The organism is Haladaptatus cibarius D43 (genome assembly GCF_000710615.1).
Taxonomy (GTDB): domain Archaea; phylum Halobacteriota; class Halobacteria; order Halobacteriales; family Haladaptataceae; genus Haladaptatus; species Haladaptatus cibarius.
Genome location: NZ_JDTH01000002.1, coordinates 233539 through 250830, shown reverse-complemented (window position 1 = coordinate 250830; position 17292 = coordinate 233539). Strand labels below are relative to the sequence as shown.

Below are 17292 nucleotides of genomic sequence, written 5' to 3'. Positions count from 1 at the left end.
CTGTATAATTGTTCATCATAACCATGGTAGACGATACCACCAGTGATGCAGCTTCGACCTATCGAGTAAACCGCCGAACCGTCCTGCGCGGCACGGCAACCGCCGCGGTCGGCCTCACTGGCGTGGCCGGAACCGCCGCCGGATTCGAGGGTGACGACGGGAATATCGTCGGCCCGGCGGACTTCCCCCGCGCGACGACGCGTGGCCACTTCGACATTCACTGGTGGCACGGCGACCAGTTGACCAACGGCCACACCGCGACGGATTACAGCACCGTCGGCGACATCCCCGGCTACGGGAGCGCGAGTCCGGAAGAAGTGATGATTTCCGTTCACGGCTGGCTGGTCGAGCAGGACGCCGCACCCGACCACTTTCAGACGGTGAAAACCTCGCTCCGGAACAACGGCTACGACCATCCCGTCATCGGATTCAGCTACGATTCAGACACGAGCGTCGATAACTGGTGGCCCGCAACCGACATCGCGGAGCGAAACGGCGCGAAACTCGCCAACTTCATCACCGACTACCGCGCCCGAACCGGCGCACGCGTGCGCCTCATCGGTCACTCGCTCGGTGGTCGAGTCGTCCCCGCGACAATCAAAGCACTCAACTCGTGGGACTACCGCGATTACATCGAATCCGCGACCCTCCTCGGCGCGGCGACGGACAACGACGACGTTGCAGTAGATGGCGAGTACGGCGACGATTTCGCAAACGTCGTCGGGTCGGTGGACAACTTCTGGAAGAGCGACGACAACGTGCTGAACTGGGCTTACTCGCTCGGCGAGTTCGATTCCGCCGTCGGCGAGGAAGGCTGTGAGGGTACTCCACCAGCGAACTACACCGACCGCAACGCGGACTACGTCCCTGACCACTTCTCCTACCACGAACCCGGCGATGGCTGTATGCCGGAAGTGGTCTCGCAGTTCTAAGCAGAGCCGACAAAACCAGGGATTCCGTTATCGAGTTATCGCCGAGCGAGTTTGTCGGTGGCGAACGCGGCTGCTCCGAGGCCAGAAACCCCGAGGAGCTGCCTGCGGGAGAGGAGACTGTCGCGTTGGCTGTTCGGAGGGCGATACATGATAGAAAGAAAATAAGACGACTACAAAAATTTTCCTACCACGTGCCGTGGAAGGTGTCGAACTGGAGCGAATCGAGCGGTTCGTTGCCGACCGCGATTTCGTACTCGCCGGGCGTGAGCATTGGTTTGTGGAACTGCGGGCCGTCGTCGGTCGTGATTCGCGGGCATCCCGTGTTGACGAAGGCGTCCATGTTGAAGTTCCGCAGACGGTCGGGTGTCACCTCGTCCATCGTGATGAGGTAGGCGTTGTCGTTCTCGTCGATGATGTCCTGTGCGATTTCCCAGCGACCCTGTCCGATTTTGGTGCAGAAGATGACGCCCCACTTCTCGGCGTCCATCGCGCGATGAACCGCGCCGTAGCGCTGTTTCAGGAACTTTTCGGTGTTCGCGACCGTGACGACGTTGTTTACGGGGTCGGCGATGACGACATTTTTATCGGGGTGTTCCATCGCCAGTCCGAGCGGGTGGAACTTTCCGCCGCCGACGTAGAGCACTTGGTCTGCGTCGATGTCGGCGGAGGCGTAGTTACAGCCGAGTACCTGCCCTTCGTGGGTCAGTCGGTCGTCGCCCTTGCGGGTGTGAACCGTGAAACCGCGGTCTTCCAGCCACTCTTTCATTTCCTCGAAGCGGTTCATGTGCTGGGCGGTCGTGACCAGCCCCACGTCGCCGACTTCGAGTTCGTCCAACGATTCCTCCATGATCGGGAAGACATCGACGTTGGAAAACAGCGGGACGTAGATGACCTTGTCCGTGTTCTTCATCGGCGAGTGGCCGAAGTGGACGAACACGTCGGTTCGCTTCATCAGATAGGTGTCCAAATCGCAGGCTCCGTAGCAGGGCTGCCCCGACAGCAGAATCGTCACGTCGTCGGGGAGCAGTTCTCGCAGGTCGTCGGCCACGCTCGGGCCTCTGCGTTTGAGTCCCTCGGGGAACTGCAAGCCGACTTTTTCGGCGTCGCGCTCTTCGACCGCTTCGATGATTCGGTCGAGTTCGTAATCCCACTCCCGGTCGTGTTTGAGGGACATTCCGGTCTTCCGCAAATCCCCCTCGCTGTACTCACTCTCTTGGCTCATTGGAGATGCTTTGTTGGTGAGTACGTTTAAGCACGGTGTTCCCGGTTTTCGGTGGATGGGGGTTGTTGAACTCTGCAGAATTTGCCAGGACGCGCTAAATGTAGAGGGAGAGTTCAGCAGGTTGCCAAACACAATGCGTGTAATTATTGAAGTGACTACTCTGAATCTTCGTCGCTGAGCTTTTTCCGGATATGTTCGTAAGTCAGGGTGAAATTTGATTCCTCATATCCACTCTCAGGCCAGAGGTCTAACCCATCATCGCTGCGGCGTGGGGCGATATGCAGGTGAAAGTGCGGAACCGATTGATGCTGACTGCTGTCGTGTAGAAGATTTGCACCATCAAAACCGTTCGCCTGGAGCCGTTCTGCGATGATTTTCGTGTGTTTCACTACCGTACAGAGGGTTGACTCTGGAATATCGAAAATAGTCTCGTAGTGGTCTTTGGGAATCACTAAAATGTGTCCCTCTGAAATGGGATTCAGTGGGGCGAACGCCAGTGTCTCATCAGTTTCATTAACAATCTCGGCCTCTTCCTCACCAGCACAGATTGAACAAAATGTACAGGTCATGGTGAGACAAACCCAATTTGTTACTGTAAATGCTATGGATGAGATGTTTCTGCAATTCTGTTGTAACGCTACGTTCGATGGTCACCTACGCCGATTTTTATAACAGATGGGTTGTAAGATACGCACCCTATTTATCACGGACATCAGAGTCGGTGGACACCTGTAGCGTTCAACAGAACCACCAACGGCTACCACATTCGGCAAGCCTAAACCGTTCCAGTTCGAATCAGTAGCCATGAGCGTAGACACGAAAGCCGACGTGAGCAACGAGGAAACCAGTGTCGAGGAGATGGCGACCGAACTCGGCGAGGCAATCGCGGACACGCCCGAATACCGGCAGTTCGAGGAGACGAAAGCCGAAGTCGAAGCGAACGAGGAGGCACAGGAGAAAATCAAGAAGTTCGAACGTCTCCGGCAGGAGTTCATGCTCGCGCGCCAGACCGGCGAGGCGACCCAAGAGGACGTGGAGAAGGTGCAGGACGCCCAAGAAGACCTCCACTCGCTTCCCGTGATGTCGGACTACCTCGCGGCACAGGACGAACTCTCGGCCCGACTCGAAGACCTGAACCGTGCCATTTCCGCCCCGATTGCGGTCGATTTCGGCCAGCAGGCTGGCGGTTGCTGTCAGGACGAGTAACCCGGAATCTCTATTCCGAACTCGCTACCCACCGCGGAATATCTACCCACTCGCCGATTTCCTCACTTTTTCGAAGGCTGTCCACTACGGCGAGCGTCCGCGCCGCCTCGCGGGCGTCGGTTCGCGGACGCTCGCCGGTTTCCACGTACTCCGCGAATCGCTCCAGTTCGAGGGCGTAGGGGTCTGCCGAGTCGAAGGACTCCAAAGCCTGTCGTCCCGGTAGATAGAGTTCGAACTCGCTCGGGTCGGTGCCGACCGAAAATGCCCGGTTTGCGTGCAGTCGTCCATCGGTTCCTTCGACCCGACAGTACTGGGCATCTTGCAGTCGGAACGAACAATCAATCTGTGCGGTTCGACCGCCGGGGAACGCGAGGATACCCGACACCTGCGTTTCGACGCCCGTTTCCTCGGGGTCTGCAACGCGGGCGACGACGCGATCTGGTTCGCCCAAAAACAGTCGCGCGACTTCGATGGCGTAGACGCCCACGTCGAGCAGGCATCCCCCGCCGAGGTCGGGGTCGAATCGCGTTCCGGCGGGCCAGCGACGGAGCGACGAGTGAAATCCGGCATCGACGGAGCGAACGACGCCGAGTTCGTTCGCGGCCTCCACCATTCGCTCGGTTCTGGGGTAGTACCGGAACATCATCGCCTCCATCAGCGTGACGCCTTGCTGGTCGCAGTAATCCCCCATCTCGCGCGCTTCCTCGGCGTTCACCGCCAGCGGTTTTTCACAGAGGACGTGCAGGCCGTGGTCTGTGGCCCGTTTCGTCCACTCGGCGTGGAGCGCGTTCGGAAGCGGAAGATAAACGGCGTCAACGTCGGATTCGAGCAGTTCCTCGTATGACCCGAACGCCTGCGCTATTCCATGGTCTGTGGCGAACTGTTCGGCGCGTTCATCGCTTCGGGACGCGATTGCCGTCACCTCGTGGTCGGTCTTTGTGACTGCGGGAACAAACGAATGATGTGCGATTCCTGCCGTTCCCAGCACCCCCAGATTCATGAATCAGGTAACACCGGGGTCGTGCAAAAGTGTGGGTGTGCGTGAGGTGGGCTCTACCGAATCTGTGCTCGGCTCAGTTCAATCGCCACAGTTCGTAGTTCAGCACCATTGCGAACCCGACCCAGAGCGCGTAGGGAACGAGCAGGAGGGAGGCTCGTCGGTCTACACGCCAAAAGATCACCATCGTCGCACCGATGGCGACCATCAGGGCGACGATAACCGCGAGTCCACCTGCAGGCCAACGCATGCCGAAAAAGACCAGCGTCCACGCCGCGTTGAGGGCGAGTTGGACGGCGAAGATAGCGAGTGCGATTTTGTTCCCCTGCCGCCAGACGAGATACAGCGCGATGCCCATCAGCAGGTAGAGCGTCGTCCAAACCGGCCCGAAAACCCAACTCGGCGGCGTGAAGGCGGGTTTCTGAAGCGTCGTGTACCACGTTGCGACGTCGTTTGCCGTGAGAATCGACGGGATGATCCCCGCGAGTTGGCACACGACGATACAGACGAGGAGGGCGGGGAGATTGCGCCACGAGAACGAAGACCGGCGAACTGTTTCCATAGACCAGTTACGGCGCGAAAACCCGTCTTCCTTTCGGCTGTTCTGTTGGGTGACTCGAATCGGCAACTGGAGTCCCCGATTCGAGCCAGCGGGTCAAATCAACGATTCGAGTTTGGAATCTAAATTGAGTAACTGATTATTCGAGGTCGTCAACCTGCACCGTCTCGTCGAGGATGAGTGTCGGCCCCGCATCCGTATCGATGAACTCCGCGGCGTCAGCCATCACTTTCTCGCCCTGCTCGGAACCGAAGGCGGCTTTCATGTCGTCGGTGGAGTCGAAGTACAGTTCGAGAACGCCGTCGTAGCCCGCTTTTTCCGGGTCTTTCGAGACGGAGGTAACGTATTTACGCAGGCCGGGGAGTTCCTTTGCGATTTCTGAGTGTTCGTTGAGCCAGTAGTCTTCGAACTCCTCGTGGGTCATACCCTCTTTGCGAACCAGCAAATCGACCATCTTTATCATAGCACCTGAATCCGCGTTCCGGGCCGACTTTGTTGTATCGACTGTGGGCGACAAGTTCAGTCGTCCACGGCATCACGGTTTTCCGGAGTTATCCCCGGAGTAGAGCGAGGAAACAAATCACCAAGCCGAAAAGAATCCCCCACGTACCGGCGGATTCGTACAGCCAGAGAAATCCGCCAATCGTCTCGGTGAGCAAAACAAAACCACCAGCGAGGATGAGCGCGATACCGAACAGTTGGACGTTCGTTTTGTCCATACTACTTTTGAGCAGGCAGTAAAACTGAACGTTCTGATTTCGGAACCGTTCCAAGCTATTCTCGCGCGAACTCCCCCGTGAACCGAGTTTGCCCCAGTCGAATCCCGCCCATGGCGTCCAACAGGGCTTCCTTCGTCGCGCCCGCCCCGAGTCGCGGTTCCCGTTCGAGTAGATACAGCGTAAATCGGTAGGTGTGCGGCCCGTCGCCAATCGGTGGACACGGCCCGAGGTAGCCGAGTTCTCCGGCGTCGTTTTCGCCCTGTTTCGCTCCGTCGAGGTCGGCGACGATTTCCATCCCCGGAACGGCCCGCGGAATCCGCGTCGTGTCCGGCGGAATGTCCCAGATGACCCAGTGAGTGAACGTCCCGCTCGGCGCGTCCGGGTCGTCCACGATAATCGCGAGCGAGTTCGCCCCGTCCGGCACCGAATCGATTTCGAGCGGCGGCGAGACGTTCTGCCCCTCGCAGGTGAACTCCCGTGGAATCCGATTCCCCGCTTCGAACGCTGGTGTGCTGAAATGTGTCATCGTGTCTTCTCTCCGTGTTTGCGCTCTTGCTCTCTGTAGTTCCCGAATTCCCAACACAACAGCACCAGCCCCACCCATCGCCCGGAGAAGCGCGCGTCTCCTGAGCATCCCGATACAGTTCGACGCGCGCGGTAAAATGCCCTGTTGCCGTTCGCTTAAGTCCCCTCGCGTCCTCATTTCGTTTCGATGGCGGAACTCAATCGACCCGACCGACGCCGATGCACGCGGTGCGGGCGCAAAGACGAGTGGAACGAGTCGAACCACAACTGGACGATTGCCGGGGACGAGGGGCGTCCCTTCTGTCTTCACGAGTGGAACATCAACGGAACGCACAACCCCATCGTGAAACCGGAAGGATGACTCTGAACCGTGTCGATTCAGTGAGTAGCCGACAGACCGGCCCGTGGGTGCTTGCGCTCGGTGTTTTGGCGATAGGTGGGGTTGCGCTGGCGCGGGAACTGCGCCGGAATCGGGATAAAACGTAATTGCCGGATGGACGGTTGAAAAGGTGTTCGTAGAAATTTTGCGTGATGGTGACGAGTTCGAACTCGTCCAGCAGAATCAGGTTAGAATACAGTTGACTGTTTGACACCGTTGTTAGCAAATCACGTCTCCATCAAACCGCCACAGTAGGAGAACCGTTAACGAGTTTTTGAAATTTGTTCCGGGAAGGTGTTTACAGTTCCCGACTCCAATCATACCGCTACCGCGCCGCAACCGACCACAGGCCTCCCCAACCGATTCTTTCGCTCACTTCGTTCACTCAGTCATCCCTCGCGCGCTATCAGCGAGACGGTGCGACCGACCACTGTTCGCACCGTCTCGCCAGCGCACGCCACACGGAAAATCTGGCTTCGTGAATCCGCATCTGTTTCCCCGACTCACTCATCAAACCCGCGCTGAAGCTCCTCCAGAACAGAAATCGTGCCGTCCGAATACGACTCATTGACCACGGTTCCGGCGGCCCGTTTCGCCTTTTCGTCGGCGTTCGCCACCGCATAGCTCTCGCGGACGACGCCGAAAGTGGATACGTCGTTTTCCGAATCGCCGATGGCGACGAACTCCTCCGGGTCGCGGTCGAGGAGTTGGGCGACTGCTTTCAACCCCTGTCCCTTGCTCACGCCGGAGGGTTTGACGTGGTAGGCGAACCCGGTGTCCACGACCTCCAAGCCGTGTTCGCTGGCGAGTTCGGACAATGGGCCGAGTGGTTGGTCGCGTTGTACCGCGATTTCTGTTTCACGCCACCGATTCGTCAGGTCGCTTTCGCCCCAACCGAGTTCGTAGCCGTCGGCGACGTACTCCTCGGCGACGTGGAAGGCGGCCTCGCCGTCACCGTTTCGTGTAATTTCGTCGTCCACGAGGACGATACCGCCGTTTTCGGCGATAACGTTCTGTGGAATCTGAAGGAAGTGACAGAGCGCGACGGGGTAAGGGAATGCTTTGCCGGTGGCGACCACGATGGGGGCCTCCCAGTCGGGAAGCAGGTCGAAAAATCGCGGGTCGATGGAGTCGTCTGGCCGGGTCATCGTGCCGTCGATGTCGAGAACGAGCGGCGGAACCATACCGGAACTTCGCTCGTCTCGCACTTAGACCCGCCGTTCTGATTCGATTTCGTCGAACAGGTCGCTGACGCGCTCATGGATTTCGTCCCGAATCTCGCGGACTCCCTCAATACTCTCTCCGTGCGGGTCGTCTAAATCCCAGTCGCGCACTTCTACCTTGCTCTCGGCTTCGCTCACGTCCAGCGTCGAACAGCCCATGGTTGCCACGTAATCGCACGAAATCAGTTCGTCTGTCGTGATTTTGCGCGGGTTTCGTCCTGAAATGTCGATGCCGAGTTCGGCCATCGCGGAGACGACGACATCGTGAACCTCGTCTTCGGGGTGGGTGCCGCCCGTCAGAATTTCCACGTCGAGCGTTCGTTCGTCGGTTTCTTCCTCGGCGAAGGCAGTTGCCATCTGGCTTCGCCCGGCGTTCTGCACGCAGACGAAGGCGATACGGGGTGTAGAGAGCGTGTCGTCGTCCATCGAGCGACGATTCTCTCCGAGCGTGATGTACGTTCCGAAAATTGGGAAAATAGAAGTCGGTCGTTACAAGCCGAACGTCGGCACCCAGACGGCTTGTGGGAAGACGCCGAGGATGGCGAGTATCGCGACGAGGAGGGTACCGACCACGATAGCCGCCGCGGGCGGGTCGAGGTGCGTGTCGGCGTGCGCGTAGAACACTCGCTGGATAACCTCTCCGGCGAGTGCACAGACGACGCCGAAGACTCCTCCGACGACTAACGCGGGGAGAAACGGCACCACCGACGCGACTTCGGAGGGTGCCATTTGCGTCACCGACGCGCTCGCGGGGGCGAGTGCGAGCGCCGCCGTACTCGCTGGCAGGCTCATGTGGTGCGTGACCGGAATTTTCTCGACACCGCAGTTCAGGAAGACGAGGCTCGCCGCGCTGATACCGAACGCGAGGAATGGACTGCCAGTCATGTAGGCGATGTAAGCCGCGAGGATACCGACCACGAGGCCGATAGTCGCCACGTTCGCCCACTTGTACTGGTGGGGAAGCCACGGCTCAACGACGAATCGCCCCTCCACGGTTGCCCCGCCGTCGGCAACTGGTTCGTCGGGCGTCGTCTCTTCGCCCTCAGTCGCGGCCTCGCCGATGATACGCCGGTTGCCGTCCTCGAACGGTTTCATGTTGAGGATTCCTTTGCCAGTGTCGCCGATGATGTCGTAGCCGAAGACGAGCCTGTGGATGATTGCTGAGAGCACGACGCCCATCGCAATCGGGTCGTAGGGCATGGCGAAGGCGGCTGATAACTCGACGAGCCAGTAGCCGATAATCCCGAACAAGCCACCGACCGCGAGCACGTCGGGTTTGGTACCCTGTGCGAAGGCGATGTCCTTCGCGTTGTGGTAGTCGAACCCGGACTCCATGTAGCCGCGTTTCGCGGCGTAGGCGGCCGCCGCTGCACCGCCCGCAAAACTGATGGCGGGCGAGAACGGCGCGCCGAACGCGATAGAGCCAGTGATGCCGACCGCTGCGAGTTCGGCCACAGGTCCCGACTGGGACGCTCCGGCAACGGCTTTTCCGATGATGTTCGCAGACTCTCCTGCGATGACCATGAAGCCAGTAAAGATGAACGCCGGGAGCGCACCGAGTGCCGCGCCGAAGGCGCCGCCTGCGAACGCCGCGATGAGCATCTCTACTGCCCAGAGTGCTGATAAATCCGCCATCTTAGTCACTTCCTTCCTGCGCCCAGTCGAGCGAGCGCGAAACCGCGTCCTGCCAGCGGCCGTACTTTTCGTCGGCTTCGGTGCCGTTCAGTTCCATTTCCGTCTCGAACTCGCGGTCAACCTGCCAGTTGTTCCGAAGTTCGTCTACGGTTTCCCAGTAGCCAACCGCGAGTCCGGCGGCGTAGGCCGACCCGAGTGCTGTCGTTTCGTCCACGACAGGACGAACGATGTCGGTTCCGAGGATGTCGGATTGGAGTTGACAGAGGAAGTTGTTCTTCACCGCGCCGCCGTCCACGCGCAGGGATTCGACTTCGATGCCGCTGTCGGCCTCCATCGCTTCGGCTACGTCGCGGGTTTGGAACGCGATGGATTCGAGGGTTGCCCGCACGACGTGTTCTTTTCTGGTGCCGCGGGTCATCCCCACGAGCGTCCCGCGAGCACGCTGGTTCCAGTGGGGTGCGCCCAGTCCGGTGAACGCTGGCACCATGAAAACGCCGTCAGTGGAATCGACGCTTCGCGCGAGGGTTTCCGTCTCGATTGCGTCCTCGATTAAATCCATATCGACCAGCCACTCGATTGCCGCGCCCGTGACGAAAATCGACCCTTCCAGCGCGTACTGCACCGGTTCGCCCGACCGCTGGAAGCCGACCGTCGTGAGCAGGCCGTGTTCGCTCGTCACTGCCTCTTCGCCCGTGTTGAGTAGGAAGAAACTTCCCGTCCCATAGGTGTTTTTCGCGTCTCCGGCGTCGAAGCAGGTCTGCCCGAACAGGGCGGCCTGCTGGTCGCCGAGCGCGCCGGCGACGGGCACTTCCGCACCGAGGAATCCTTCGGCGTCGGTCGAACCGTAGGTGTCGTCGTCGCTGGAGGGTCGAACCTCCGGAAGCATCTCTTTGGGAACGTCGAACTCGGTACACAATTCCTCGTCCCAATCCATCTCGTGGATGTCGAACAGCATCGTCCGCGAGGCGTTCGTTACGTCCGTGATGTGGTTGCCCGTCAAATTGTGAATGAGCCACGAGTCGATTGTACCGAACAGAATTTCGCCGGTTTCGGCTCGGTCGCGCAAGTCCGCGGGTCGCGCGCGCTGGGTTTTGATGGGGTCGGCGTTGTCGAGCAACCATTCGGCTTTCGTCGCCGAGAAATAGGCGTCCGGTTCGAGGCCCGTCTTGGCGCGAACGTCGTCCGTTTTGCCGTCCGCTTCCAACCGCTCGATTCGGTCGGTGGTTCGCCGGTCTTGCCAGACGATTGCGTTGTGAACCGGTTTGCCGGTGTCTGCATCCCAGAGAAGGGTCGTCTCGCGCTGATTGGTGACGCCGATGGCCGCGAGTTGCTCGGCCTCGATGCCCGCCTCCGCGAGCGCGGACTGGGTGACCGACTTCGTGTTCTCCCAGATTTCGAGCGGGTCGTGTTCGACCCACCCTGGTTCGGGATAAATCTGTTCGTGTTTTTCGTAGGCGTTGGCCACGACCGCCCCGCTGTGGTCGAACACCATGAATCGAGTCCCGGTTGTCCCTTGGTCGATTGAACCGACGTAGGTTTCACTCGGTGCCATGCTCACAATGTGACGTACTCCCAAATAAAATATGGTTATAAATAACTTATGTTAAAATTGTTTCGAATTTCTTGGTTTTTGTTTCTGTCTCTGTGTAATTCGAATCCGTTTGTCCGTTAGTGTTCGAAATAACGACGAATCGAGAAATTATTGGATATTTGTCTGCTGGAATGAAGGATGCAGTTTCGGTGGAGGGGACGACAGCGCAGTCCAGTGAACTGCGAACAGAAGGGAACGGACACCGAGTTTCAGAGTTTGTTTCCAAGAGTTGTTTCACCATGATGTTTCGCGGTGTCGTTTACAAGTCACGACTCCAATGAAACCGCCCGCACGTCTCTCCAACCGATTCGTTCGCTCGCTCCGGAAGAGACACGCTCTTCCGTGCTCTCGTTCGCTTCGCTCACGAGAACTCCGTCGTCGCTCACGAAGACCTCGCGCGGACGACTATCGTCGCCTTCGCGCGCCGTGTTGGAAATCGAATGTCGCGTGAATCTTCACAAACCTCGTGGCGCATGCGGTGGCGGTCGTGTAGTAGAGTCCGTAGCTGTAACCAACCTGTTTGAAGACAGTCCACCACTAACATCGCCGATTGGCTGTCCTTTCGAGCTGGCAATATTATCCGGAAGCCGTCTTCCGATTCCCACGGAAAACGGGCGGTATCGTAAAGTGGACTCCAACTAACTACCAAACATGGCAAACGACGCCGAAGTGCTCGTCGTGGGGGGTGGCTCGACGGGCACGGGCATCGCCCGCGACCTCGCATTGCGGGGAGTTGACGTGACGCTGGTGGAAAAAGGCAATCTAACCCACGGAACGACGGGCCGGATGCACGGCCTGCTCCACAGCGGCGGCCGGTACGCCGTCTCCGACCAAGCGAGCGCCACGGAATGTATCGAAGAAAATCGCGTCCTCCGGGACATCGCCAGCCACTGCGTCGAGATGACGGGCGGCCAGTTCGTCCAGTTGGAAGGTGACTCCGACGACTATTTCGAGGAAAAACTCCGAGGCTGTCGGGAGTGTGGCATCCCGGCGGAAGTCCTCACCGCGAAGGAAGCGCGCGATCAAGAACCCTACCTGACGAAGGACGTAAAACGCGCAATCTCGGTTCCCGACGGTGCAATCGACCCGTTCCGTCTCTGCGTCGCCAACGCCGCCGACGCGGAGATGCACGGCGCGCGAATCGAAACGCACGCGGAAGTGACTGACGTACTCGTGGACGAAAACGACGTGGTCGGCGTCGAAGTCCGCCACGAAAGCGGGCCGGGCAAGCGAAACCACGCGAGGCCCGGCACGAAAGAAGAAATCCGGGCCGACTACGTGGTCAACGCGACTGGGGCGTGGGCCGGGCAACTCGGCGAGATGGCGGGCGTGGATATCGAAGTTCGTCCCTCGAAAGGCGTGATGGTCGTGATGAACTGCCGACAAGTAGATACGGTCATCAACCACTGCCGACCGAAAGGCGACGCAGACATCATCGTCCCGCACGAGGTGACCGCGATTCTCGGAACGACCGACGAGGAAGTTTCTGACCCTGAAAACTACCCCGAAGAAGGCTGGGAAGTTGATATGATGATAGACCAGTTGTCGAAACTGGTTCCCATCCTTCGTGACTCCCGAACGGTTCGGTCGTTTTGGGGTGTTCGCCCGCTGTACGAACCGCCGGGGACGGGAACCACAGACCCGACGGACATCACGCGGGATTTCTTCCTCTTAGACCACGAGGAACGCGACGGCCTAACCGGCCTGACCAGCATCGTCGGCGGGAAGTTCACCACGTATCGGGCGATGGCGGAACAGATTTCCGACCACGTCTGCGACCAACTCGGGGTTCGCGGCAGATGTAGAACCGCCGACGAACCGCTCCCCGGAAGCGACGATTTTTCGATCCTCCGCGATTACATGGACGAGTTCGGAATTCGCTCGCCAATCGGACGGCGGAGCGTCCAGCGACTCGGCAGTCGGGCCGACGACGTCCTGAAAACGGACGGGCCGAACCCGGTTCTCTGTGAATGTGAAGCCGTCACGCAGTCCGAAATTCAAGACGCAATCGACGGGTCGGGCACCGACCTGAATGCGGTTCGAATTCGAACCCGTGCCTCGATGGGCAACTGTCAGGGCGGCATCTGTTGTCATCGGATGGCGAACGAACTCCATCCGGAACACGACGAACCGACCGCCCGCGAAGCACTGGACGAACTGTTTCAGGAACGCTGGAAGGGCGAGCGCCACGCCCTCTGGGGCGAACAGCTCTCGCAGGCCGCGCTGAACTATGCGCTCCACGCGACGACGATGAACCGGGATGCCCCGGAGGCGAACGGAGGGCAGGACGCCGAAACCGACACCATCGACTTCTCGGCGTTCGACGCAGGTCGAAACGGAAAGGGAGTCGTCGATGGCGACGGAGGAATTAATGGCGATTGAGGACGATGTCGTCGTCATCGGAGGCGGGTTGGCCGGAATGACAACCGCGCTGTCCGCGGCTCGCGAGGGGTCGCGGGTCAGACTGCTTTCGCACAAAGAGAGCACCCTGCGGTTCGCCAGCGGGCTTATCGACGTGCTGGGCTACGTTGAAGGCGAAATCGTCTCGAATCCCTTCGAGACGATTTCTGCACTGCCGGACGAACACCCGTATCAAAAGGTCGGCGAGGACGGCGTCCGCGCCGGACTCGCCCTGTTCGATTCGGTGGCCGACTACGCGGGCGACCACACCGACAGAAACGCGCTCGTCCCGACGTTCGGGGGGCGAATCAAGCCGACAGCGCGATACCCGAAACACACCGCACCCGGATTGGCAAGCGACGAGCGCGACACCCTGCTCGTCGGGTTCGAGACGGTTGTGGACTTCGATGCCCCGGTGGCCGCGGAGCATCTCCGGGAAACGGTTCCGTTCGACGTTCGCGGCGTCACGCTGTCGTTCCCCGGCGAGTTTCGAACCGACGCCAAAATAACCAGACTGGCCCACGCGCTGGACAAAAACGAGCGCGTCGAAATCGGGAGTAGCGAGAACGTCTCCCAGTCGGAACCGGTTCGAATCGCGCTTGCGGAGAAAATCAAACCCCATCTCGGCGATGCGGAACGAATCGGCTTTCCCGCGATGTTGGGCGAAGACCACCCGGAGGACGTTCGGGCGACCCTCGAACGAAAACTGGACGTCGAGGTGTTCGAAATCCCGATGGGACCGCCAAGTCTGCCCGGAATGCGCCTCGAAGCGCAGTTCGAAAGCGCACTGAAGGAGGCGGGCGTTCGAATCACGACCGGAAACCCGGTCGTTGATTTCGAGAGCGGGGACAATGGCGAGATTTCCGCGGTCGTCGTGGAGCGAAACGGCGCGGCGATTCCGTTCCACGGCGAGCAGTTCGTGCTGGCAACCGGCGGACTGGTCGGGAAGGGAATCGACTCCGACCGGGAGGGCGTCCGCGAACCGATTTTCGACTGTCGCGTTCCCGCGCCGGAAGACCGATACGAGTGGTCGGAAGACGGGGCGTTCGACAACCATGCATTCGCTCGATTTGGGGTGCAGGTGGACGACGAACTGCGCCCGCTCGATTCGGCGGGCGAACCGGAGTTCGAGAACCTCCGCGCTGTCGGCGGCGTTCTCGGTAACTGCGACGTTTCGGCGGAGAAATCAGCAAGCGGCGTCTCGCTTTCGACCGGCACTGTCGCGGGACGAAAGGCAAGCGACGAGGTGAATCCATGAGTGAGAAGGAAGCAGAATCACGAAATCCATCCGAACTACAGGACGTATTCAGTGGCGAACCGATGGACCTCAGACCGGGGTCGGACGACTGTTACAAATGCTCCACCTGCGACACGGAGTGTCCGGTCGCGGAGGTTGACGACGACTTCCCCGGGCCGAAGTTCCAAGGGCCGGAGCAGTGGCGACTCAAGCGCAAGGGCGACCACGACATCGACGATTCGGTGATGTCCTGTTCGAACTGCATGCGCTGTGATAACGCTTGCCCATCCGAAGTGCCGCTTTCCCAGATGCACAACACGGCCCGCGGCAAGTACGTGGACGAACAGATGTCAAAATTGTCGCGGGAGTACATCCGAAACCGGATTCTGTCGAACTACGGCAGACTCGCGCCACTCGCCTCCAAATTCCCGCGACTCACGAACTTCGTCATGGGACTGTCCGTGACGAAGTTCGTGAACGAGAAAGTGATGGGAATTACGAGCCAGCGCGAGTTTCCCGACTTTGCGACAGAGACGTTTACGGACTGGTGGGAAAAGCGAGGTGGCAAAGCCACATCGAAAGAGCGAGCGCAGGAGGCGCGGACAAAACGCGGCGATGCGGCGGAGAACGACGACAAGCGAGTCGCCTACTTCCACGGTGACTACTCGAATTACAACACGCCCGAGGTGGCGAAAGCCATGGTTCGCGTGTTTGAGCAGTTCGGCTACGAAGTCGCCGTGCCCGACCAGCGCTGTTCCGGCACGCCGATGTTCGCCAACGGCATGATGGACGATGCGCGCCGCGCCGCGAAGTTCAACATCGAAACCTTCGCCGCGTTAGTCGAGCAAGGCTACGACGTAATTTGCTCGTGTACGTCCTGTTCGATGGCGCTCCGGCAGGAGTACCCGGAACTCTACTCGTTCGACGGAACCGCGAAGGTCGCCGCGAACACATTCGAAGCCCTCGAATATCTCCGGGTTCACGAGGATTTGGAGGGCGAACTCGCCGATTCGTCGGTTCCGGAATCCGAGTTCGGCGAACTGGCCTACCACGCGCCGTGCCACGCCAAAAATCAGGGACTCGACGGACAGGCCGTCGAACTGCTGTCCGCACTCGACGGCACCGACCCGGTGGACGTGGGCGACTCCTGTTCCGGTATCAGCGGCACCTACGGGTGGAAATCGGAGAAGTACGACACGTCGATGAAAATCGGCGACGAGATGTTCGAACACATGGAAGACGTTGAAAGCGAAACGGGCATGACCGAATGTCCGACCTGCGCGATGCAGATGAATCACGGGACGGGCTACGACATTCGACATCCGCTCGAAGTGCTGGATTCGGCGCTCGTGAATTAGGCTCGCGCGCCGGGAGCACTCGCTTTGGGTTCCTGTCGAATGTTTCTCTTGTAACTCCGGAGTCGGTTCTGTAAGTCTGTCAGGGCGTCATCCGGTTGGCGACTGGATTGATACCGAAGTGTATCTCCATCAGATGTTTTGATTTCTAGATATGGGTTGTCGTAGCTCACCGACGAAATCTGGTCGTAGTACAGTTCTCTCGTGCTGTCATCGAGATATGGGACTCGATTTACCATGTCGAGTCCAACGCCTTCGTGGATGGAAACGGAGGTATCTCCGACGAGTAAACTGGTCGAATAGTATTGTTTGCTCGGGTTGACGGACAACGACAGTCCCGAACCGTAGGTCAGTGTGTACGATGATGTCTCGTCCGGCGAAAGTTGGAGCATTCGCTTTCCTGCCTTCGTCGTGTAGTCGGCATACGTTTTGAGAACTGACCGATATCGATTATTGATTTCTCTCGTCCCAATATACCAGAATGCGACGATGGTAGAGAACCCGATGACGAATCCCGCGGCGCTTTGTGTGAGATATGCGATGACCAATCCAAAGCCAATTCCAAGGGCTGCCGTCGCTCTCGGCCGCCACCCAAACCACCAGAGGGACTTGTTTACCTCACCAAGTTGATTATTTGTATCCATTACTGCCAGACTGTCTCACCACTACACTTGAATTTTTTCGTATGTTTTATAGCACAACATAATGATAGATATACAACTGATACAGGCTCCATTTAGAATACCGTGACCTCAATATCACTAAATATCACTTCGAAATAACGTTTTAGCCGGTTCGGTGACTGCATACTCCCGTGTTCGATAGCCTTCACCGCGAACTCGCGCTGTTCGAGCGTGCAGTGCAGATACTCACCCGGGAAAACGAACCCGCCGGTATTCGTCGTCTGTCGCGCCAATTAAGACACGAACACCACGAAACCCGTGCTGCGCTCGGGATGCTCGAAGACGAGACACTCATCGAAGCGACGCCCGAGGGAGCAGTTCCGACGAAAGAAGCGGAGACGTTTCTACCCGAGTTGGACGAGTCGCTCGACGACGTTTCAGCACGAATCGGAGCACTCCCCTCCCGTCACTTCTCACGGTTTGCCGAACTCACCCAACCACCCGAACTCACTCGCGCGAAACGCTGACGTTTCGCATCTCCCCGCCACAGTCCGGGCACTCTCCGGGATGTTTAAGCGCGCTCACGCGGTTGCCACACTGTTCGCACTCGTAGGTCGCAGTCATCTCGGTAGAGATACGTCGGGAAGTTAGTTAACTCTGATTCAGCCGAAAATCCGGTTCGCGTCGAA

At 59.0% G+C, this 17292-nt stretch carries 20 protein-coding genes; 7 read left to right on the top strand and 13 right to left on the bottom strand.

Going from position 1 to position 17292, the window contains the following annotated elements:
* Positions 1–23: 23 nt before the first annotated feature.
* Entirely contained in the window at positions 24–932 is a 909-nt protein-coding gene (locus HL45_RS06470; RefSeq protein WP_049970329.1) for an esterase/lipase family protein, read from the top strand.
* A 184-nt stretch (positions 933–1116) separates the two neighbouring features.
* Here HL45_RS06470 and dph2 read toward each other — a convergent pair whose 3' ends face one another.
* Together dph2 and HL45_RS06460 are read right to left on the bottom strand one after the other, a co-directional pair.
* Positions 1117–2154, bottom strand: a complete 1038-nt coding sequence (dph2, locus tag HL45_RS06465) for a diphthamide biosynthesis enzyme Dph2 (protein WP_049970328.1) — start codon at positions 2152–2154, stop codon at positions 1117–1119.
* 155 nt (positions 2155–2309) lie between these two features.
* Positions 2310–2723, bottom strand: a complete 414-nt coding sequence (locus HL45_RS06460; RefSeq protein WP_049970327.1) for an HIT family protein — start codon at positions 2721–2723, stop codon at positions 2310–2312.
* Positions 2724–2982: 259 nt separating this feature from the next.
* On the opposite strand from HL45_RS06460, the gene HL45_RS06455 reads away from it, so the two are divergent.
* Positions 2983–3360, top strand: coding sequence for a YlbF family regulator (locus tag HL45_RS06455; protein WP_049971923.1), 378 nt, complete (start codon positions 2983–2985; stop codon positions 3358–3360).
* A gap of 10 nt (positions 3361–3370) precedes the next feature.
* On the opposite strand, the gene HL45_RS06450 is transcribed toward HL45_RS06455, so the two are convergent.
* The 5 genes from HL45_RS06450 to HL45_RS06435 all read right to left on the bottom strand — a co-directional run bounded on the left by HL45_RS06450 (position 3371) and on the right by HL45_RS06435 (position 6269).
* The gene (locus HL45_RS06450) at positions 3371–4360 is read right to left on the bottom strand and encodes a Gfo/Idh/MocA family protein (RefSeq protein WP_049970326.1); all 990 of its coding nucleotides are present in this window, start codon (positions 4358–4360) and stop codon (positions 3371–3373) included.
* A gap of 73 nt (positions 4361–4433) precedes the next feature.
* Entirely contained in the window at positions 4434–4919 is a 486-nt protein-coding gene (locus HL45_RS06445) for a TspO/MBR family protein (RefSeq protein ID WP_049970325.1), read from the bottom strand.
* 136 nt (positions 4920–5055) lie between these two features.
* Positions 5056–5379: an EthD family reductase gene (locus HL45_RS06440; protein ID WP_049970324.1), complete on the bottom strand. Its 324-nt coding sequence runs from the start codon at positions 5377–5379 to the stop codon at positions 5056–5058.
* A gap of 88 nt (positions 5380–5467) precedes the next feature.
* A complete protein-coding gene (locus HL45_RS20760; RefSeq protein ID WP_158413668.1) occupies positions 5468–5635 on the bottom strand; it encodes a hypothetical protein in 168 nt (55 codons plus the stop codon).
* A gap of 55 nt (positions 5636–5690) precedes the next feature.
* Positions 5691–6269, bottom strand: coding sequence for a YbhB/YbcL family Raf kinase inhibitor-like protein (locus HL45_RS06435; protein WP_049970323.1), 579 nt, complete (start codon positions 6267–6269; stop codon positions 5691–5693).
* 78 nt (positions 6270–6347) lie between these two features.
* Here HL45_RS06435 and HL45_RS21145 point away from each other — a divergent pair, with 78 nt between their 5' ends.
* Positions 6348–6521, top strand: coding sequence for an HEWD family protein (locus HL45_RS21145; protein WP_162833855.1), 174 nt, complete (start codon positions 6348–6350; stop codon positions 6519–6521).
* A gap of 521 nt (positions 6522–7042) precedes the next feature.
* Here the strand turns inward: HL45_RS21145 and HL45_RS06430 are convergent.
* The 4 genes from HL45_RS06430 to glpK all read right to left on the bottom strand — a co-directional run bounded on the left by HL45_RS06430 (position 7043) and on the right by glpK (position 10949).
* Positions 7043–7723, bottom strand: a complete 681-nt coding sequence (locus tag HL45_RS06430) for an HAD-IIB family hydrolase (protein ID WP_049970322.1) — start codon at positions 7721–7723, stop codon at positions 7043–7045.
* A 24-nt stretch (positions 7724–7747) separates the two neighbouring features.
* Positions 7748–8188 (bottom strand): arsenate-mycothiol transferase ArsC, encoded by a 441-nt coding sequence (locus tag HL45_RS06425; protein ID WP_049970321.1) that lies wholly within the window; start codon positions 8186–8188, stop codon positions 7748–7750.
* A 63-nt stretch (positions 8189–8251) separates the two neighbouring features.
* Positions 8252–9397, bottom strand: coding sequence for a hypothetical protein (locus tag HL45_RS06420; RefSeq protein WP_049970320.1), 1146 nt, complete (start codon positions 9395–9397; stop codon positions 8252–8254).
* A 1-nt stretch (position 9398) separates the two neighbouring features.
* On the bottom strand, positions 9399–10949 hold the full coding sequence (gene glpK, locus HL45_RS06415; protein ID WP_049970319.1) for a glycerol kinase GlpK: 1551 nt from the start codon (positions 10947–10949) through the stop codon (positions 9399–9401).
* A gap of 690 nt (positions 10950–11639) precedes the next feature.
* On the opposite strand from glpK, the gene glpA reads away from it, so the two are divergent.
* Genes glpA through HL45_RS06395 form a run of 3 tightly spaced genes read left to right on the top strand, consistent with a single transcriptional unit; the run spans position 11640 to position 15983 of the window.
* A complete protein-coding gene (gene glpA / locus HL45_RS06405) occupies positions 11640–13370 on the top strand; it encodes an anaerobic glycerol-3-phosphate dehydrogenase subunit GlpA (protein ID WP_049970317.1) in 1731 nt (576 codons plus the stop codon).
* The gene (gene glpB, locus HL45_RS06400) at positions 13360–14646 is read left to right on the top strand and encodes a glycerol-3-phosphate dehydrogenase subunit GlpB (RefSeq protein WP_049970316.1); all 1287 of its coding nucleotides are present in this window, start codon (positions 13360–13362) and stop codon (positions 14644–14646) included. The genes glpA and glpB overlap by 11 nt, the downstream gene beginning before the upstream one ends.
* Positions 14643–15983 (top strand): anaerobic glycerol-3-phosphate dehydrogenase subunit C, encoded by a 1341-nt coding sequence (locus HL45_RS06395; protein ID WP_049970315.1) that lies wholly within the window; start codon positions 14643–14645, stop codon positions 15981–15983. Before glpB ends, HL45_RS06395 begins: the two co-directional genes overlap by 4 nt.
* Here the strand turns inward: HL45_RS06395 and HL45_RS06390 are convergent.
* Positions 15980–16624 (bottom strand): hypothetical protein, encoded by a 645-nt coding sequence (locus HL45_RS06390; protein WP_144240022.1) that lies wholly within the window; start codon positions 16622–16624, stop codon positions 15980–15982. The two genes, HL45_RS06395 and HL45_RS06390, sit on opposite strands and share 4 nt — an antisense overlap.
* A gap of 170 nt (positions 16625–16794) precedes the next feature.
* Here HL45_RS06390 and HL45_RS06385 point away from each other — a divergent pair, with 170 nt between their 5' ends.
* Positions 16795–17130 (top strand): hypothetical protein, encoded by a 336-nt coding sequence (locus HL45_RS06385; RefSeq protein WP_049970313.1) that lies wholly within the window; start codon positions 16795–16797, stop codon positions 17128–17130.
* Here the strand turns inward: HL45_RS06385 and HL45_RS20295 are convergent.
* Complete coding sequence (locus HL45_RS20295) at positions 17111–17227, bottom strand: rubrerythrin-like domain-containing protein (protein ID WP_139328840.1); 117 nt, start codon at positions 17225–17227, stop codon at positions 17111–17113. The genes HL45_RS06385 and HL45_RS20295 overlap by 20 nt on opposite strands.
* Positions 17228–17292: the final 65 nt, after the last annotated feature.

What these genes read in the sequence shown, in the direction of transcription:
- HL45_RS21145 (WP_162833855.1), top strand. Translation starts at nt 6,348, where the DNA reads ATGGCGGAACTCAATCGACCCGACCGACGCCGATGCACGCGGTGCGGG.
- HL45_RS06390 (WP_144240022.1), bottom strand. Translation starts at nt 16,624, where the DNA reads ATGGATACAAATAATCAACTTGGTGAGGTAAACAAGTCCCTCTGGTGG.
- HL45_RS06420 (WP_049970320.1), bottom strand. Translation starts at nt 9,397, where the DNA reads ATGGCGGATTTATCAGCACTCTGGGCAGTAGAGATGCTCATCGCGGCG.
- HL45_RS06430 (WP_049970322.1), bottom strand. Translation starts at nt 7,723, where the DNA reads ATGGTTCCGCCGCTCGTTCTCGACATCGACGGCACGATGACCCGGCCA.
- HL45_RS06450 (WP_049970326.1), bottom strand. Translation starts at nt 4,360, where the DNA reads ATGAATCTGGGGGTGCTGGGAACGGCAGGAATCGCACATCATTCGTTT.
- glpA (WP_049970317.1), top strand. Translation starts at nt 11,640, where the DNA reads ATGGCAAACGACGCCGAAGTGCTCGTCGTGGGGGGTGGCTCGACGGGC.
- HL45_RS20760 (WP_158413668.1), bottom strand. Translation starts at nt 5,635, where the DNA reads ATGGACAAAACGAACGTCCAACTGTTCGGTATCGCGCTCATCCTCGCT.
- HL45_RS06470 (WP_049970329.1), top strand. Translation starts at nt 24, where the DNA reads ATGGTAGACGATACCACCAGTGATGCAGCTTCGACCTATCGAGTAAAC.
- HL45_RS06445 (WP_049970325.1), bottom strand. Translation starts at nt 4,919, where the DNA reads ATGGAAACAGTTCGCCGGTCTTCGTTCTCGTGGCGCAATCTCCCCGCC.
- HL45_RS06435 (WP_049970323.1), bottom strand. Translation starts at nt 6,269, where the DNA reads ATGCTCAGGAGACGCGCGCTTCTCCGGGCGATGGGTGGGGCTGGTGCT.
- dph2 (WP_049970328.1), bottom strand. Translation starts at nt 2,154, where the DNA reads ATGAGCCAAGAGAGTGAGTACAGCGAGGGGGATTTGCGGAAGACCGGA.
- HL45_RS06395 (WP_049970315.1), top strand. Translation starts at nt 14,643, where the DNA reads ATGAGTGAGAAGGAAGCAGAATCACGAAATCCATCCGAACTACAGGAC.
- HL45_RS20295 (WP_139328840.1), bottom strand. Translation starts at nt 17,227, where the DNA reads ATGACTGCGACCTACGAGTGCGAACAGTGTGGCAACCGCGTGAGCGCG.
- glpB (WP_049970316.1), top strand. Translation starts at nt 13,360, where the DNA reads ATGGCGATTGAGGACGATGTCGTCGTCATCGGAGGCGGGTTGGCCGGA.
- HL45_RS06460 (WP_049970327.1), bottom strand. Translation starts at nt 2,723, where the DNA reads ATGACCTGTACATTTTGTTCAATCTGTGCTGGTGAGGAAGAGGCCGAG.
- HL45_RS06425 (WP_049970321.1), bottom strand. Translation starts at nt 8,188, where the DNA reads ATGGACGACGACACGCTCTCTACACCCCGTATCGCCTTCGTCTGCGTG.
- HL45_RS06440 (WP_049970324.1), bottom strand. Translation starts at nt 5,379, where the DNA reads ATGATAAAGATGGTCGATTTGCTGGTTCGCAAAGAGGGTATGACCCAC.
- glpK (WP_049970319.1), bottom strand. Translation starts at nt 10,949, where the DNA reads ATGGCACCGAGTGAAACCTACGTCGGTTCAATCGACCAAGGGACAACC.